Genomic DNA, 16,440 nt, shown 5'->3' on the forward strand with positions numbered 1-16,440 from the left:
ATCCTGCGCCCTTCTAACCAGCACCACAAAGCAAAATGTGGGAGCGAGCCTGCTCGCGAAGGCGTCGTGTCAGTCGAATAATTCACGACTGGTACACCGTTTTCGCGAGCAGGCTCGCTCCCACATTTGAATTTCGCGTTGGGTCTTATAGCAAACTCCACGAAACCCCAACATAAGCCCCCATCCCTTCACCCGGAGTCGACCGCGCAGCATCCAGACCTTTGTCGTCATACCCCGGCGTGACCGTTGCCGCGTAGCGTTTGCCGGTCAGGTTGCGCATGTCGACCCAACCTTGCCAGTCGCCCTTCGGGGCGTTGTAGCCCAGGGTGGCGCCGAACAGGGCGTAGGGATCGGCGTAGTAGCTGTTGGCGTAGTCCACGGCAACTTTGGAGACCAGTTGCGTGTTCACGGCGGCAAAGAAGCCCTGCGGCCAGTCGTAACGCAGTTCGCCCTGGTAATAATGCATCGGCAGGCCCGGCAAGCGGTTGTCGCCGAAGCGCTCATCGTCGCGGTAGTGGAAGTCGCTGAAGGTGTAGGCCTGGCGCAAGCTCAACTGGCGGCCGTCGGCGGCGGTCCAGAGTTTGTTGTTGAGGCTGGCCTCGATGCCCTGGTGCACGGTCGGGCTGGCGTTGAGTTCGTAGGGCGTGACGGCGTTGGCGTCCGGCAGTACCGAGAGCAGTTCGTGACGAACTTGCGCGTAGTACCAGGCCAGGCTCCATTCGCCCAAATGGCTGTCGCCACGGCCGCCGAGTTCCAGAGTGGTAGCGGTTTGGTTTTGCAGTTCGACCGGGTCGCGCTGGGTGCCGGTGGCGGCGCCGTTGCCGCCAGGGAAGCGCACGTTGGAGCTGTAGATCAGCGACCACGGGTGCGGTGCTTCGACGGAGCGGCTTAGGTTGCCGAACACTTGCACGTCCGGGGTGATCTGGTAGCGCAGGCCGATGCGCGGTGCATAGTCCCAGTCGCTGAGACTGGTCTTGCCGCCGCCCTGCGGATAGGTCACGGCGCTTTCGCGGCGGGTGTAGATCGCGGCGAGGCCGGTGGTCAGCCACAGGTCGTCGGCAATTTCCAGGTCATTGCCGAAATGCAGCACGGTATCTGAACCCTGATAAGTGAAATTACGCATCCGCGTGCCCGGGGCATAGCTGGCGGTGTTGCCACTCGGGATGCGCACGAACTCGCTGGCGCCATCGTTGGGCAGGTGCTTGGTCACGCGCAGGCCGACGTTGCTGCGGCTTTCCATCCCGAACAAAGTGTCGCGGCGTTTGTAGTCGAAGGTGCCGCTAACGTCGGTATAAGCCACCTTCAGCCGGTTCGGGCCTTCGCGCAAATCCATTGGGTAGTCGTGGTAGGCGAGGCCGGTCTGGATGCTCGAATCGTCATCGAGGTAGAACGTGGTCTTGTTGCCGATGAAGGTACTGCCGGGCTGCTTGCGGCTGTCATCGCGCGCCACATACGCCGGGTTGGCTGCCCGTGGGCTGTGTTCGATGGAATGCTTGGTCACGCGACCGGCGAGGTCGTTATCGGTTTCGCGATAGCGGAAGTAGAAGCGGGTTTCCAGATTCGGGTTGAAGCGATAGCCGAAGTTGGCGACCAGGCCTTTGCTCTCGCTGGCGGTGTGGTCCTGATAGCCGTCGGCGTTGGCATCGGTCAGGGACACGTAGTAATCGAAATCTCCCAGCACTTGCCCGGAGCTGACCTGGCGCTGCTGATAGCCATGGCTGCCGGTGGCGTAGCGCACGTGCAGCTTTGGCGCGGTGTAACCGGTGTGGCTGACGTAATCGATAGCGCCGCCCAGTGCCAGCGCGCCGCGATCGAAGCCGTTGGCGCCGCGCAGCACTTCGACATGGTCGACCCACAACGGCTCGAGCAATTCATAAGGTGTGCCGCCGGGGCCGGTCAGCGGCAAGCCATCCAGCATCGTGTAGAGCCCCGAGGCGTGGGCGCCGGGTGCGCGGTTGATGCCTGAACCACGGATGGAAATCTTCACGCCTTCGTTGCCCGCCGACTGTGCATACACTCCCGGCTGATAGGCCAGCACATCCTGATTGCTGGCAACGCGGCCCTGCAACGGCTGGCGCATGTCGACCACGTTGGTGCCGCCGGGAATCTGCTCAAGGCGTTCCCGCGCTTCTTCGACCGCTGCATCGCTGCCACTGCGCTCATCTGCCGAAATCAGCACTTGCCCCAGCTCCAGACCTTGGGTCTCGGCCATCGCCGGGCAGGCCAGGGCCAGACCGAGCAGGGCAGTGGGCAATGATTTGGACGACGGCATCGAAAAAACTCCAGCAAACAGGGGATCGGGCAATGAACAGTGCGACGTCGGAACAATCTCAGGAAACACATGGCGACAGGGCTTTTTTGCCCGGCAATGGCAAACAACCGGGCGTGAACTAACCTCACGGATCAGGCCCTTCGGGTCAATAAACAATTTCAGCGGGCTGTTGAAGCGCGAGGACAGGTTCATGGCGAAAGACAAGAAGAAACCTGCAAAGGCAATCGAACGTCCGCGCTTGAAAAACAAGGACTATCTCGAACAGCTGCGCAAGCTCCACGTTGAGCTGGTCAAGCTGCAGGAGTGGGTCATCGCTAAAGGTGTCAAGGTTTGTATTGTTTTCGAAGGGCGCGACGGTGCGGGCAAGGGCGGGGTGATCAAGGCGATCACGGAGCGCGTCAGCCCACGGGTGTTCCGCGTGATGGCATTACCGGCGCCAACCGATCGAGAAAAAAGTCAGATGCATGTACAGCGCTATCTGCCGCATCTGCCGGCGGGCGGCGAGGTGGTGATTTTCGACCGCAGTTGGTACAACCGCGCCGGTGTCGAACGGGTCATGGGTTTTTGTACGGAGGAGCAGGCCGACAAGTTTCTCAAGTCGATTCCTTGGGTGGAGAACGCCATCGTTGATTCGGGGGTGATCCTGCTCAAGTACTGGCTTGAGGTCAGTCCGGAGGAACAGACCCGCCGGCTCGAAGCGCGAATCAATGACGGGCGCAAGATCTGGAAACTGACACCCATGGATCTGAAGTCCTACAGCCGCTGGTATGACTACTCACGGGCGCGGGACGAGATGTTCAAGCACACCGACACCGATTGGGCGCCGTGGAGGGTTGCCGACTCGAATGACAAACGTCGTGCGCGGCTGAACATCATCACTGATCTGCTCAGTCGCATCCCCTATGAAGAGGTGAAGCGCGACAAGGTCGAGTTGCCGAAACGGCAGAAGCCGGGCAAGTATCGGGAGCCGGATTATGCGTACAAGCGGGTGGCGGAGCGGTTTTGACATTTGCGGTTTTTTTTGGGCGTGGCGGCCTTTGGGCCGACCAGGCTCTTGGGGTTTTGGGTGTATATCCGTTTTTTCGGGTGTTGCGGCTGGCGGTTCCGCTCTTACAGCGGGTCACTTTTGCAGACGCCCAAAAGTAACCAAAACGCTTTGCTCCTGCGTTCGGCCCTCGCAGGCTCGGGTTCCTTCGCTGCGGGATCGATCCTGGCGCAGCGGCTCCGGTTTGCTTCGCTGCACCTACACTCGCTGTGTACGACTGCGTCGTACGGTCGCTGCGCTCCCACGCCCGGATCAATCCCTCCACTCAGCCTTCCGACGTCGCTGGTGGATCAAGATCAAAAGCGGTACTCGAGCTTGCGCTCATTGTTGAGTGGTGCGGCTTCGCCGCGGGCAGCTGCGCTGCTTTGCGTTTGCTTTGTAGGCGAGCCTGCTCGCGAAGGCGGCCTGACAGCCGACCTGTTCTTGAGGTGGTACGCGATCCAACTGTAGGAGCTGCCGAAGGCTGCGATCTTTTGATTTTGCTTTTCTGTGGGAGTGAGCCTGCTCGCGAAGGCGGCCTGACAGCCGACCTGTTCTTGAGGTGGTACGCGATCCAACTGTAGGAGCTGCCGAAGGCTGCGATCTTTTGATTTTGCTTTTCTGTGGGCGTGAGCCTGCTCGCGATGACGGAGGAACATTCAAATTTAATTTGACAGATATACCGCTATCGCGAGCAGGCTCACTCCGAGAAGGTTTTGCGCATCAACCGTCCATCCGTCGTCTGCCCTGAACCTCTCTCGCGCTGTTTTTTCTACCGGGTAAGTCCCTCAGGAGATACCCGTATGTTCGATCAGCAAAAGAAGGCATCACTGGCGGCATGGCGCAAGATGGCGGAGCAGGCCGAGGGCGATCTGGATCCGGAACAGCAATATGACGAGCTGCTCAAGGCTGCGGATCAGATGGAGGAGCAAGGCCTGATCACCAGTGCCGAATGGCGCCAGTTGGTGCGTGACGCCGGCAACGTTTTCACCTTGAACCAAGAACAGCCACAGCGCTGACAGCTGTCATCGGAGGACGTCCCATGCTCAGTTATCTGTTTATCGGCGCCAACGACGTCGAGCGTTCGGCAGCTTTTTACAAGGCGATCCTGACGCCGCTCGGCTACCGGCATGATCGCGAAGAACACTACTGTTTTTACCTGCCCGATTGCATCGACAAGTCCAACGGCCCCGGCAGTGTGCACATCTCGCAACCGTTCAATGGTGAGCCGGCGACACCCGGCAACGGCATGATGCCGGCGTTTCGCGCCGACTCGCGGCATAAGGTCGATCAGGTGCACAAGGCCGGGCTCGACCATGGCGGCAGCGACGAAGGCGCGCCCGGCACTCGCGAGGCCTATACGCCGGACTTTTACGTGGCCTATCTGCGCGACCCCGAAGGCAACAAGCTGGCTGTGTTCTACAGCGGCTGATGGATGGAGCCTGTTGATTCGGCCCTGATGGCCGCCCGCGCCCAGTTCGCGATCACGATCAGCTTTCACATCGTGCTGGCGGCGTTCAGCATCGGTCTGGCGAATTTCCTCATGGTGCTGGAAGCGTTGTGGTTGAAAACCGGGCGCCAGGTTTATCTGGATGTTTATCGTTACTGGCTCAAGGTATTCGCCCTCAACGTTGCGGTGGGCACGGCGTCGGGATTGATTCTGGAGTATCAGTTCGGCCTCAACTGGTCGCGGCTGTCGGTGCAGGCCGGTGATGTCCTCGGTCCGCTGATGTTCTATGAAGTGATGGCGGCGTTTTTCATCGAAGCGGGTTTCCTTGGCATCATGCTGTTCGGCTTGAAGAAAGTCGGCCCGCGTCTGCACTTTTTTGCCACGTGCGCGGTGACGGTGGGCTCGCTGATCAGCGCGTTCTGGATTCTGTCTGCCAACTCCTGGATGCAAACCCCGGCCGGCTATTCGATTGGCGCGGACGGGCGTTTCCTTGCCGAGGACTGGTGGGCAATCATCTTCAATCCTTCGTTTCCCTATCGCCTGGCGCATATGCTGCTTGCCGTGCTCATCGGCAGCGCGACGCTGATTGCCGGGATCAGTGCCTGGCAATTGCGCAAGGCCCCGGAAAACCCGCGTGCTCGCCTGCAATTCTCCATGGGGCTATGGGTGATTGCGCTGCTGATGCCGGTGCAGATTGTCGTCGGGGACCTGCATGGCCGGCACAGTTTGCACGCCCAGCCGCAGAAAGTGGCGGCCATCGAAGGCTCATGGACGCGCCCGGCCCAAGGGGCAGGGGAGCCACTGCGGCTGTTCGCATGGCCGGATATGCAAGAGCGCCGCAACCACTGGGAGGTGGCGATTCCGCGCATTGGTTCCCTCTACCTGCAGCATGACCTGACCAGCACAATCGCTGCGCTTGATGAGTTCCCGGCTGAGGACATCCCGCCCGTGGCGCCGGTGTTTTTCGCATTTCGGCTGATGGTCGGGTTGGGGCTGTTGATGCTTGGGCAGGGTGTGGTCAGCCTGATCCTGCGCCGACGTAATCGCCTGTACACGGCGCGGCTCTGGCTGGGCGCGTGCGTGCTGCTGGCACCGGCCGGGTTTCTGGCGATGCTCAGCGGCTGGGTCGTCACCGAAGTGGGGCGACAGCCGTTCACCGTTTACGGATTGATGCGCACGGCGGACAGTCTGTCGTCGGTGTCCAGGGCTCAAGTCGTCGGGTCGACGTGGCTGATTCTGCTGTTTTATCTGCTGATCTTCGGCATCGGCCTGTGGGTGTTGCTGCGCCTGTTGCGCGAGCCGCCGCAGCAGGATCAACCCGGGCCGCAGCCCACCCTTGCCGACGAAACCGGGCACTGAGGAATCGCAGACATGGACACGGACTGGCTGACCCTGTTGTGCGCCGCCGCACTGGCGTTCTCGGTGATGAACTACGTGATGCTCGACGGCACCGATCTGGGCGTTGGCATGCTCATGGGGCTTGCGCGTTGCAGTCGGCAGCGGCGGACGATGGCGGTGACGATTCTGCCGGTATGGGACGCCAACGAAACCTGGCTGGTGCTCGGCGGCGGCGGGCTGCTGGCGTTGTTTCCGCTGGCGTACGCGATCTTGCTGCCGGCCTTGTACGTGCCTTTTATCGTGATGTTCCTCGCCTTGATCGCGCGGGCCATGGCGTTGGAGTTTCGCGATTACGCACCGAACGAGCGACGCAAGCGCATCGTCGACGGCGTGTTGGCCCTGGCTTCGCTGCTGACCGGATTGGTCCAGGGCATGGTGCTCGGTACCCTCGTGCAAGGCATCGCCCATCAGGGCGGTCAATACATTGGCGATGGCCGCGACTGGCTGAATCCGTTCCCGGTGTTTTGCGGTTTGGTGCTGGTGCTCGGTTACGTCTGGCTGGGGACGTGCTGGTTGTACTGGCGGACTCTGGATGAATTGCAGCAGCACTCGGCCCGCCAGGCCCGCGTCTTGGCGCTGGTCGTCGTGGCGTTATTGCTGGTGCTGATCGCATGGACGGCGACATTGCAGCCGCAATATGCCCGGCGGCTCGCTGATATTCGCCTGTGGTTGCCGGCAGGACTGATCGTCAGCGCTCTAGGATGGATATTCAGCAAAGGCTTTCACAGCCGCTTCGACTTCATCCCGCTGTTCGCCGCGCTGGGCGTTTTTGTGCTGGCTTTCGCGGTGATGCTGGTCGCGCTATTTCCCTTCATCATTCCGCCGGATCTGACCTTGAGCGACGCCGCATCCAGCCCGAACAGCCAGATCTTCATGCTGGTCGGATTCGCCGTGCTGATCCCCATCACGCTGGCCTACAACACGTTTGGTTTCCGCGTGTTCAGCGGCAAAGTGCGCGTTGCCAGCGATGGCTGATATTCACGTCACCCGACCTTTTTTGCTCACCAGCGACAGTCGCGAAGCCCGTAGCAGATCAGCAAAAGCCGCCTTGTCGATCGGTCGACTCATGAAATAACCCTGCACCTCGTTGCATTGATCCTTGCCGAGAATCGCCAGTTGCTCCTCGGTCTCGACGCCTTCGGCCGTCACCGTCAGCCCCATGGCTTTGCCCAGACCGATGATCGCTTGCACCACGGCACGGTCGTTGGTGCCGCTGCTGATTGAGGCGATGAAGCGTTTGTCGATCTTGATTCCGTCGAACGGATAGGCGCGCAGATAACCGAGCGACGAATAGCCGGTGCCGAAGTCGTCCATGTTCAGACGCACGCCCAGCTCCTTGAGCTGATTCATGGTGGTCAGCGCGCCGTCGGTGTCATTGAGCATCACGTTCTCGGTGATCTCCAGCTCCAGACGGCTGGCCGGGAAACGCGTTTCCACCAGCACTTCACGAACATCCTCGACGACATCGCTGAGGGCGAACTGCGCAGGCGAGAGGTTGACCGACAGCAGAATGTCATGGGGCCATTCCAGCGCGGTTTCACAGGCTTCGCGCAGCACCCAGCGGCCCAGCGGTACGATCAGGTCGGTCTGTTCGGCCAGCGGAATGAACACGTCCGGCCCGAGCAGGCCCTGGGTCGGATGCTGCCAGCGCACCAGCGCCTCCACCGAAACGATGTGCTTGCCATCAACCTTGTAGCGCGGCTGATAGTGCAGGACGAATTCGTTGTGCTTGAGCGCATGGCGCAAGTCATCTTCCATTTGCCGGCGCGTCTGGATCTGATCGCTCATGTGCGCTTCGAAATAGCACCAGGTGTTCTTGCCATCGGACTTGGCCTGATACAGCGCGATGTCGGCGTAGCGGATCAGATCGCTGGCGACGAAACCGTGCCGACGACTCAGGGCGATGCCGACACTGGCACCGATATGCAGCGGATGCTGTTCGTAGAGGATCGGCTGATGCAGGCTGCCGATCAGCCGTGTGCAGAATTTGTCGATCTCGTTATGGCTGTCCATGCCATTGAGCACCACGACGAATTCATCACCACCGAGGCGGGCGACGAGGTCGTGCTCGCGGGTGCATTCGCGCAGACGCGTGGCGACTTCCTGGAGTACCGCGTCACCGGCAGGATGGCCGAGGGAATCGTTGATCGGTTTGAAGTTGTCCAGATCGATCATCAGCAGCGACAGCGGTGGCGAGTGTTCTTTCAATATCAGCACTTCATCCAGATAACGCGCCAGTTTGTTGCGGTTGGGCAGACCGGTCAGGGCGTCATGCATCGACAGGTGCTGGATCTGCGCATGGGCGGCGACTTCGTCGGTGATATCGCTGGCAGTGCCGCGATAGCCGACGACGCTGTCCTTGTCGAAAATCGGCCGCGCCGAGAGCCGGCAGTGGCGTGGCTGCCCGGAGTGATCGCGATAAGTGCAGCGCAAATCGCCGGCGCTGTTTTCTTCGCTGAGTTTGCGCAGCCACAGCTCCAGTGGCGTGGTGTCGCAAGTCAGTAATTCGCCGATGTCCTGGCCCAGCCACAGGGCTTGCGGGTAGCCGGTGACTTCGCTGAAGCGCGCCGACAGATAGGTCAGCGCCAACTGATCATCAACTTCCCAGATCCAGTCCGACGCCGCTTCGGCCACGGCGCGAAAGCGTTCTTCACTGGCTTCGAGCGCATGATTGGCTTTCTCGAGTGCCTGATTCGAGGCCTGCATGGCATGAATGCTGTTGTCGACGTATTGCGATGAGCGCAATGCATGGCGGAAAAAATAGGCGGTGAGCAGCATCAGCACCAGAAACGTCGCGCCGAGCGGCGGCACCAGCGTCCACAGCAATTGCTGACCGGGTCGCTGCAGGTCGGCGACCAGACTGTAGCCGGTGCTGTCGAGGGGCACGCTTGGATGACCTTTCTCAATGGTTTCATCCGGGACCAGGGTCAGGTTCGTCAGGCCATAGCCGCTGCCGATTTTGCGCAGTTTGGTCGGGGTCAGCTTGTCGACGAACACCAGCACCGAGGTGTTTCTCAATTCATCCAGCGGGCGCTCGTCATTGGGAATGATCGCGGCAGCGGTGATCAGCGCCGGCCAGCCTTCGAACAATGAATAACTGCTGATCGGCTTGGTCAGATCAGGCTGACTCAGCACCTGCTCGACCAGCGCCGAGGCGGGCGCTTGCAGTACGCTGGATACGTCGGTTTCAACCATCTGCCCGCGAATCACCGCGTACTTGGTGCGATTGCGATCAAGGACGAACACGCCGTCGTAGCCGTCGCTGGTGAACAGGGTCTTGCCCATGTTCTGTTCGGTGTAGGCCCAGTTGACGTCGATCGGCCCGCTCAAGGCCTCATAGGCGCGGGTCCAGTAGGCATAACTGGTGATGTAGTTTTTCGACGCGGTGATGCGGTTTTCCACGGCGCGCACGGAATAGAACTGGTTCTGTTCCAGATCTTTCGCGTCAAGGGTATTGGCAATGCCAAGCAGGGTGCTGATCGCGGCAATAACGCCAGCGACGAACAGTGCGCCAACGGCGATGGCCAGGCGCCGGGTGACGGCGCGTTGCGGGGTGGGGATTGGCTGCGCAGGGAGAATAACGGCCATGTGCTCGTCCTTGATCCGGTGTCTTCTGAATCTAGAACAATGGCGAGCGCACAATGTTCAGATTGTTGTTATTGGTATCGCCTGGATTTTTTCAAAGTGTAGCGAATCCGTTGGAATTTCCAGCAGCGCCGGCCAGCGGCGAATCCCGAAAGGGCGAGACTTCCCGCACAAAAACCGGATAATGGCCGCCATTCGTTTAGCCGTATTCTGGTAATCCCGCATGGAAATCAAGGTCAACTTTCTCGACAACCTTCGACTTGAAGCCAAGTTCGACGACTTCACGGTGATCGCCGATCAGCCCATCCGCTACAAGGGCGACGGCTCGGCACCGGGGCCGTTCGACTACTTCCTGGCGTCGTCGGCCTTGTGCGCGGCTTACTTCGTGAAGCTGTACTGCGACACCCGCAATATTCCGACAGAGAACATTCGCCTGTCGCAGAACAACATCGTCGACCCGGAAAACCGCTACAACCAGATCTTCAAGATTCAGGTCGAATTGCCCGCCGACATCTCGGACAAGGATCGCCAGGGCATCCTCCGTTCCATCGACCGTTGCACCGTGAAGAAAGTGGTGCAGACCGGCCCCGAGTTCATCATCGAAGAAGTCGACAACCTCGACGCCGATGCCCAGGCCTTGTTGATGCCGCAGTCCGATTCCCAGGCGGGCACCTACATCGCCGGCAAGGACCTGCCGCTGGAACAGACCATTGCCAACATGTCGAAGATCCTCGCCGACCTCGGCATGAAGATCGAAATCGCCTCGTGGCGCAACATCGTGCCCAACGTCTGGTCGCTGCATATCCGCGATGCGCATTCGCCGATGTGCTTCACCAACGGTAAGGGCGCGACCAAGGAAGGCGCACTGGCGTCGGCGCTGGGCGAGTTCATCGAGCGCCTCAATTGCAACTTCTTCTATAACGACCAGTTCTGGGGCGAAGACATCGCCAACGCCGAATTCGTCCATTATCCGGACGAGAAGTGGTTCAAGCCGGGTCCGAAGGACGAATTGCCGAGCGAGATTCTCGACGACTACACCCTTGGCATTTATAACCGCGACGGCGAACTGCGTGGCTCGCACCTGTACGACACCAACTCCGGCAACACCCAGCGCGGCATCTGCTCGCTGCCGTTCGTACGCCAGTCGGACGGTGAGGTGGTGTACTTCCCGTCGAACCTGATCGAAAACCTCTACCTGAGCAACGGCATGAGCGCCGGCAACACCTTGGCCGAAGCGCAGGTGCAGTGCCTGTCGGAAATTTTCGAGCGCGCAGTCAAACGCGAAATTCTCGAAGGCGAAATGGCCCTGCCGGATGTACCGCAAGAGGTACTGGAAAAATACCCGAGCATCCTCGCCGGCATCAAAGGCCTTGAAGAGCAGGGCTTCCCTGTGCTGGTCAAGGACGCCTCGCTGGGCGGTGAATTCCCGGTGATGTGCGTGACCCTGATGAATCCGCGCACCGGCGGCGTCTTCGCCTCGTTCGGCGCGCACCCGAGCCTGGAAGTCGCGCTGGAACGCAGCCTGACTGAACTGCTTCAGGGCCGCAGCTTTGAAGGACTCAACGACTTGCCGCAGCCGACGTTCTCGGGGCAGGCAGTGACCGAACCGAACAACTTTGTCGAGCACTTCATCGATTCCAGCGGTGTGGTGTCGTGGCGCTTCTTCAGCGCCAAACCAGATTTCGAATTCGTCGAATGGGACTTCTCAGGCCAAGGCGAAAACTCCAACGCCGAAGAAGCCGCGGCCCTGTTCGGCATCCTCGAAGACATGGGCAAGGAAGTCTACATGGCGGTCTACGAGCACATCGGCGCCAAGGCCTGCCGAATCCTCGTGCCGGATTACTCGGAGATCTACCCGATCGAAGACCTGATCTGGGACAACACCAACAAAGCCCTGCAATTCCGTGCCGACATCCTCAATCTGCACAACCTCAGCAAGGTTGGCCTGCGCAATCTGGTCCAAGGCCTGGAACGCAGCGAGCAGGATGACTACACCGATATCACCACGCTGATCGGCATTGAGTTCGATGACAACACGCCGTGGGGCAAGCTGACGATTCTGGAACTGCGCCTGCTGATCTACCTCGCGCTGCAGAAGTTTGACGAGGCGAAGGATCTGGTTGAGGCGTTCCTGCAATACAACGACAACACCGTAGAGCGCGGCTTGTTCTATCAGGCTGTGAATGTGGTGCTGGAGATGGAGCTGGACGAGGATCTCGAGCTGGAAGACTACGAGGCCAACTTCCGTCGGATGTTTGGTGACGAGCGTATGGATGCGGCGATTGGGTCGGTGAATGGCAGTGTGCGTTTTTACGGTTTGACGCCGACAAGCATGAAGCTGGAAGGGCTGGATCGGCATTTGCGCTTGATCGAAAGCTATAAAAAGCTGCATACGGCGCGGGCTGGTGTGGCGGCTTTGTCGCGTTGAAGAGCTGGCTCAGAACGTTTCGCTTTCGGCTTGAGTGTGGCTGCGTGGCTTGAACCGCAGCCCCTCACCCCAGCCCTCTCCCGAGGGAGAGGGAGCCGATTTTCAAGCTTTTCAGAATTTGAGTTCGGCTCGGTTTCCCAGGTCGGCGTATTTCCACCAAGCACCTCGGTCAGTTCCCTCTCCCTCTGGGAGAGGGCTAGGGTGAGGGTTTTTTCAAGATTTGAGTTCGGCTCGGTTTCCCAGGTCGGCGTATCTGCACCAAGCACCTCGGTCAGTTCTCTCTCCCTCTGGGAGAGGGCTAGGGTGAGGGTTTTTTCAAGATTTGAGTTCGGCTCGGTTTCCCAGGTCGGCGTATCTGCACCAAGCACCTCGGTCAGTTCCCTCTCCCTTTGGGAGAGGGCTAGGGTGAGGGACTTTGGCTTTTGCGGCCATGCGCTGCATCCGCCAACTGCCCCGTATCCACCCGCACAAACACCGAATCACCCACCGCCGTGAGCACTTCCCCGGCATACACCTCGCAAATCACCCGGGTCTTGCGCCCGACTTCACCTTCGACTCGCGCGCGCAAGAGCAGCGGCACGCCCATCGGTGTGGGTTTGATGAATTTGATCCCGAGGTTGCCAGTCACGCAGTCGATGCGCGGCAGGCTGCCGGCTTCGCGGTTTTCCGCGCGGTAGTGCCAGGCCATGGCGGTCCAGTTCGAATGACAGTCGACAAGCATGGCAATCAGCCCGCCGTAAACCAGATCCGGCCAGCCGCAATATTGAGCTTCGGGCAGATGCTCGGCGATGACGTGTTTGCCGTCCTCATCCCAACGACTTTTCACGTGCAGGCCTTGCGGATTGCGGCCGCCGCAGCCGTAACAAACGCCGTCGGGGGCGGCGAGGTCTTGCAGCGGGGTGTCGTGGCTGGACATGGCGGGTTTCATCCTGGAGTGGCGAGGCCGGACAGGCGCAAGCGGTTGCGTCCGCCGCGTTTGGACTCGTAGAGCGCGGCGTCGCCAAGTTCGATCAGCGCCGCCAGACTGGCCGGCGGTTTGTCGAACAGGGTGGCGCCGATGCTCAAGGTCACCGCAGCGGACGTGGGATAGGTGTGCGACGCCAGGGCCAGAAACTGTTCGCGCAAGGCGTTGCCCAGTTCAAGGATAGCTTCGGCTGACGCGTTGTTGAGCAGCATCAAAAACTCATCGCCACCCAGCCGCGCCGTCAACGCATTGGCCGGAAGCTGGGCACGGATCATTTCGCTCAAGGCAATCAGCAAGCGGTCGCCGGCGATATGCCCGTACTGGTCGTTGACCAGTTTGAAGTTGTCGATATCGATCAACAGCAACGCACCCGGTCTTTGCGCGGATACGCCGGCCAGCAGGCGTGGCGTACGCTTTTCCAAGGCGCGGCGGTTGTAGAGGGCCGTGAGCGGATCGCGCTCGGCGAGGCGGGCGATCTGCTTTTCCCGGCGATAACGCTCGGTGCCGGTCATCGACAGGGCGATCAACATGATCGCCATCGCACCTTCGACCAGCGAGATCTGAATGATCTCGCCGCGAAACGCCGCCAGATCGATCAGCGTGCCGGGGATCACCACGGTCAGGGCCTTGGCCACATAAAAGATGCCATGGCCGAGCAGCACATAACGCAATTGCACCGCGCCCACGCTCAACGACTTGCCGTGCGGGCGCAGCAGCGAACTGGCCTTGAGGGTCGGGATCGCCACCAGCATTGAGTTGGCCACCAGCATGGCCTTGGACCACAGCGGGCCGTCCGGCAACGTCAACATGATCAGCCAGGTTGCGAAAATCAGGTACCACGCCGGCGACAGTCGGGTCTGGGTGAAGCGCGCCACGCCGAGCAGGAAAAAGAAATGCGCGGTCACCAGCAGGCCGTTGGCGAACCAGATGCCCAGCAGCAGAAAACCGCTGCTGCGCAGCAGCGCGAGGGTGGAACCGATGGTGATGGTGGCGAAACCGGCGCTCCAGAACAGTAGCGAAGGCTCACGGATGCTGCGCCACTCGACCGCCAGGTACAGCGCGGCAGCGGCTGCGAGGGCGATCGTGATGGTCAGCATCGTTGGCGGGTCGAGCGGCATTTCCGGGCAGGCCTGTCTGTATGGCAATAGGCCTGCGATTGTAAGCGTTTGGTCAGGTTTTTCGCAGGGGGCGTGTTGCCGGGCAGACCACTGGCGCTTCAGCGGTCACTCTTGCGGGCTTAGCCAGGTGTCTACCACGCGGCGATCGAGCTCTTCCCAATAAGCCATGCCCAGCACCCGCGTGGTATTGAGGCCGCGCAGATAACCGCGCAGTTGCTGGGCGGTATCGCGGATCAATTGCGCATCGCGGGTGTTTTTGTCCAGCAGGACGCTTTCGTACTGCACCAGGTATTCGGCTACGCGGTCGCGATATTCGGGCAGCACGGCGTCACGGATCAGATCAAACGTTCTCAAGGCGAGACCCTCATCATTTTTCTTGAATGTGCTCAGTGTGCATCAGTCTGCGCGACGCGCAACTATTGCTGGAAGTAATAGTGACCATCAAGAAACGCAAGTTCTGCTTTGGCGGCGATCGGCGGAAAATCGCCTCCATCGAAGACGCAGCTCAAGGAAATTGCGCGATGAACATTCTGACTCGACTGGCATTGATCGCCCTGCTGATGAGCGGGGTAGTTACCGCACCGGCTTACGCAGACGACGCCCGGTCGTGTCACCTGCAACCGATCGCCGCCAGCGCCTCGGCGCTGCAGCACACGCAGACCGTGGGTGTGTTGTTGAGCGAAAACACCTTGCAGAACCTGCAATACCTGGAGCGTTACCACGACATGGCGCTCAACGGCGCCAAAGACGCACTGGATTCGCGAATCCGCGACGCCTTTGTCGGCAGCTCCGACCCGGAACTGGCCCTCGACTGGCTGATGAGTTCGCTGCAACAGCAGTTCGTCTCGGTGACCGTCTACGACAACCTCGATGCGCTGGTTCAGGCCCATCCGGACGTGGTGGTCAAGCTCGATACCTTCAACCGCTTGCTGACTCAGCGCAACAGCCTGGTCGAGGCGCGCTTCTCTGCGCGGTTCTACGACGCCGATCTGCAGTACATCGGCAAGGCCGAGGGGGCGATTGAGCAAGAGTTGCCTTCGGTCTGGGTGCACAACCAAGCGGCGCCGCAAATCGCCGCGCAGATCAATCAGCAACGTGATCTGCAACTCAATGCGCTGAAGCAATTCGATGTGTCGCTCAAGGCCCTGGTGGCGTCGAGCTGATTCTCAAAACGTAAATGGCAACGGCGGCGCCGTGAAGTCGAACCGTTGCCGGTTGAACCGAACCTTTATTTTCAGGATTTACCCCATGCGTCCTTTATTCGTGCCAGCCATGGCTTTTGTTTCCCTGTTGCTCGCCGGTTGCGCTTCGGCGCCGAACGATCCGACCCTGACCTTGCAGACCAGCAAGACGCCGGCGCAGTACGCCGATTGCGTGGTGCCGAAGTTGCAGGACAGTGCGTTGAATCCGACGGTTTCGCAGAGTCAGCGCAGTTATCGGATTGTGGTGCCGAGCAAGGTATCCGCCGACAACGTGCTGGAGGCGTACAAGGCGGGGAAGGGCGGCAAGGTGTTCATTTATGAGCGGCATTTGCTGGCGTCGAATTTGTTGCCTTCAAGTTTTGAGCGGGCGGCTCAGGAGTGTATTTGATCTGAGTGCTTGACGGGTTTTGACAGAGCTCCTTTGGTTGGCCGCAACCAACCAATTTTTTCGCCCCACACTGGTTTTCGGTTGTGGGGCTTTTTTTTGGACTTGGCGGCCTTTGGGCCGACCATGCTTTGGGGGTTCTGGGTGAATATCCGTTTTTTTTGGTGTTGCGGCTGGCGGTTTCGCCCTTACGGCGAGTCCCTTTGGCAAACGCCCCAAAGGAACCAAAGGTCTGCGCCCTGACGTTCGGCCCGCTCGCTGGGGCTCGGGGTTCCTTCGCTGCGGAATCGATCCGGGCGCAGCGGCTCCGGTTTGCTTCGCTGCACCTCCTTCCGCTGTGTACGACTGCGTCGTACGGTCGCTGCGCTCCCACCCCCGGATCAATCCCTCCACTCAGCCTGCCGACGGGCTCCAGATCAAGAGCCACTCGAGCTTGCGCTCATTGTATTGAGTGGTGAAAAGCAGGAGGCGGATTGCTTTTGCTTTTTGCTTTTCTGTGGGAGCGAGCTTGCTCGCGAAGGCGGCCTGACAGCCGACCGTTTTCTCAGTGAATGCACGCAATCAAACTGTAAGAGCGAGCCTGCTCGCGATGGCTGTGTATCAGGCAACACGAT

13 protein-coding genes are annotated in these 16,440 nt (G+C 60.1%); 8 read left to right on the forward strand and 5 right to left on the reverse strand.

Going from position 1 to position 16,440, the window contains the following annotated elements; translation table 11 throughout:
• Window positions 1–145 precede the first annotated feature (145 nt).
• A complete protein-coding gene (locus AB4N85_RS06610) occupies window positions 146–2,272 on the reverse strand; it encodes a TonB-dependent receptor family protein (protein ID WP_460067445.1) in 2,127 nt (708 codons plus the stop codon).
• 190 nt (window positions 2,273–2,462) lie between these two features.
• Between AB4N85_RS06610 and ppk2 the strand changes: the two genes are divergently transcribed.
• From ppk2 to cydB, 5 genes are all read left to right on the forward strand, one after another.
• The gene (ppk2, locus tag AB4N85_RS06615) at window positions 2,463–3,278 is read left to right on the forward strand and encodes a polyphosphate kinase 2 (protein ID WP_056785103.1); all 816 of its coding nucleotides are present in this window, start codon (window positions 2,463–2,465) and stop codon (window positions 3,276–3,278) included.
• An 821-nt stretch (window positions 3,279–4,099) separates the two neighbouring features.
• A complete protein-coding gene (locus tag AB4N85_RS06620; protein ID WP_041480440.1) occupies window positions 4,100–4,315 on the forward strand; it encodes a hypothetical protein in 216 nt (71 codons plus the stop codon).
• Between the two features lie 23 nt (window positions 4,316–4,338).
• Complete coding sequence (locus AB4N85_RS06625) at window positions 4,339–4,728, forward strand: VOC family protein (RefSeq protein WP_041480439.1); 390 nt, start codon at window positions 4,339–4,341, stop codon at window positions 4,726–4,728.
• A gap of 3 nt (window positions 4,729–4,731) precedes the next feature.
• Window positions 4,732–6,105, forward strand: coding sequence for a cytochrome ubiquinol oxidase subunit I (locus AB4N85_RS06630; RefSeq protein WP_460067448.1), 1,374 nt, complete (start codon window positions 4,732–4,734; stop codon window positions 6,103–6,105).
• 12 nt (window positions 6,106–6,117) lie between these two features.
• On the forward strand, window positions 6,118–7,119 hold the full coding sequence (gene cydB / locus AB4N85_RS06635; RefSeq protein WP_252869316.1) for a cytochrome d ubiquinol oxidase subunit II: 1,002 nt from the start codon (window positions 6,118–6,120) through the stop codon (window positions 7,117–7,119).
• Between the two features lie 3 nt (window positions 7,120–7,122).
• On the opposite strand, the gene AB4N85_RS06640 is transcribed toward cydB, so the two are convergent.
• Window positions 7,123–9,732, reverse strand: coding sequence for a bifunctional diguanylate cyclase/phosphodiesterase (locus AB4N85_RS06640; protein WP_252869317.1), 2,610 nt, complete (start codon window positions 9,730–9,732; stop codon window positions 7,123–7,125).
• A gap of 220 nt (window positions 9,733–9,952) precedes the next feature.
• On the opposite strand from AB4N85_RS06640, the gene AB4N85_RS06645 reads away from it, so the two are divergent.
• Window positions 9,953–12,157 (forward strand): OsmC domain/YcaO domain-containing protein, encoded by a 2,205-nt coding sequence (locus AB4N85_RS06645; protein WP_252869318.1) that lies wholly within the window; start codon window positions 9,953–9,955, stop codon window positions 12,155–12,157.
• A 400-nt stretch (window positions 12,158–12,557) separates the two neighbouring features.
• Here the strand turns inward: AB4N85_RS06645 and AB4N85_RS06650 are convergent, their stop codons facing one another.
• The 3 genes from AB4N85_RS06650 to AB4N85_RS06660 form a co-directional block, all read right to left on the reverse strand.
• Window positions 12,558–13,073, reverse strand: a complete 516-nt coding sequence (locus AB4N85_RS06650) for a PaaI family thioesterase (protein ID WP_095179703.1) — start codon at window positions 13,071–13,073, stop codon at window positions 12,558–12,560.
• An 8-nt stretch (window positions 13,074–13,081) separates the two neighbouring features.
• Window positions 13,082–14,239, reverse strand: coding sequence for a GGDEF domain-containing protein (locus tag AB4N85_RS06655; protein WP_252869319.1), 1,158 nt, complete (start codon window positions 14,237–14,239; stop codon window positions 13,082–13,084).
• 105 nt (window positions 14,240–14,344) lie between these two features.
• Window positions 14,345–14,593, reverse strand: coding sequence for a hypothetical protein (locus AB4N85_RS06660; RefSeq protein ID WP_056785124.1), 249 nt, complete (start codon window positions 14,591–14,593; stop codon window positions 14,345–14,347).
• A gap of 167 nt (window positions 14,594–14,760) precedes the next feature.
• Between AB4N85_RS06660 and AB4N85_RS06665 the strand changes: the two genes are divergently transcribed.
• Both AB4N85_RS06665 and AB4N85_RS06670 read left to right on the forward strand, forming a co-directional pair.
• Window positions 14,761–15,402 carry a class II glutamine amidotransferase gene (locus AB4N85_RS06665; RefSeq protein WP_252869320.1) on the forward strand — a complete coding sequence of 214 codons (642 nt, stop codon included), beginning with the start codon at window positions 14,761–14,763 and terminating at the stop codon, window positions 15,400–15,402.
• An 85-nt stretch (window positions 15,403–15,487) separates the two neighbouring features.
• Entirely contained in the window at window positions 15,488–15,829 is a 342-nt protein-coding gene (locus AB4N85_RS06670; protein ID WP_076563236.1) for a hypothetical protein, read from the forward strand.
• Window positions 15,830–16,440: the final 611 nt, after the last annotated feature.

Source organism: Pseudomonas sp. H1_G08 (assembly GCF_054681355.1).

What these genes read in the sequence shown, in the direction of transcription:
- AB4N85_RS06610 (WP_460067445.1), bottom strand. Translation starts at nt 2,272, where the DNA reads ATGCCGTCGTCCAAATCATTGCCCACTGCCCTGCTCGGTCTGGCCCTG.
- ppk2 (WP_056785103.1), top strand. Translation starts at nt 2,463, where the DNA reads ATGGCGAAAGACAAGAAGAAACCTGCAAAGGCAATCGAACGTCCGCGC.
- AB4N85_RS06620 (WP_041480440.1), top strand. Translation starts at nt 4,100, where the DNA reads ATGTTCGATCAGCAAAAGAAGGCATCACTGGCGGCATGGCGCAAGATG.
- AB4N85_RS06625 (WP_041480439.1), top strand. Translation starts at nt 4,339, where the DNA reads ATGCTCAGTTATCTGTTTATCGGCGCCAACGACGTCGAGCGTTCGGCA.
- AB4N85_RS06630 (WP_460067448.1), top strand. Translation starts at nt 4,732, where the DNA reads ATGGAGCCTGTTGATTCGGCCCTGATGGCCGCCCGCGCCCAGTTCGCG.
- cydB (WP_252869316.1), top strand. Translation starts at nt 6,118, where the DNA reads ATGGACACGGACTGGCTGACCCTGTTGTGCGCCGCCGCACTGGCGTTC.
- AB4N85_RS06640 (WP_252869317.1), bottom strand. Translation starts at nt 9,732, where the DNA reads ATGGCCGTTATTCTCCCTGCGCAGCCAATCCCCACCCCGCAACGCGCC.
- AB4N85_RS06645 (WP_252869318.1), top strand. Translation starts at nt 9,953, where the DNA reads ATGGAAATCAAGGTCAACTTTCTCGACAACCTTCGACTTGAAGCCAAG.
- AB4N85_RS06650 (WP_095179703.1), bottom strand. Translation starts at nt 13,073, where the DNA reads ATGTCCAGCCACGACACCCCGCTGCAAGACCTCGCCGCCCCCGACGGC.
- AB4N85_RS06655 (WP_252869319.1), bottom strand. Translation starts at nt 14,239, where the DNA reads ATGCCGCTCGACCCGCCAACGATGCTGACCATCACGATCGCCCTCGCA.
- AB4N85_RS06665 (WP_252869320.1), top strand. Translation starts at nt 14,761, where the DNA reads ATGAACATTCTGACTCGACTGGCATTGATCGCCCTGCTGATGAGCGGG.
- AB4N85_RS06670 (WP_076563236.1), top strand. Translation starts at nt 15,488, where the DNA reads ATGCGTCCTTTATTCGTGCCAGCCATGGCTTTTGTTTCCCTGTTGCTC.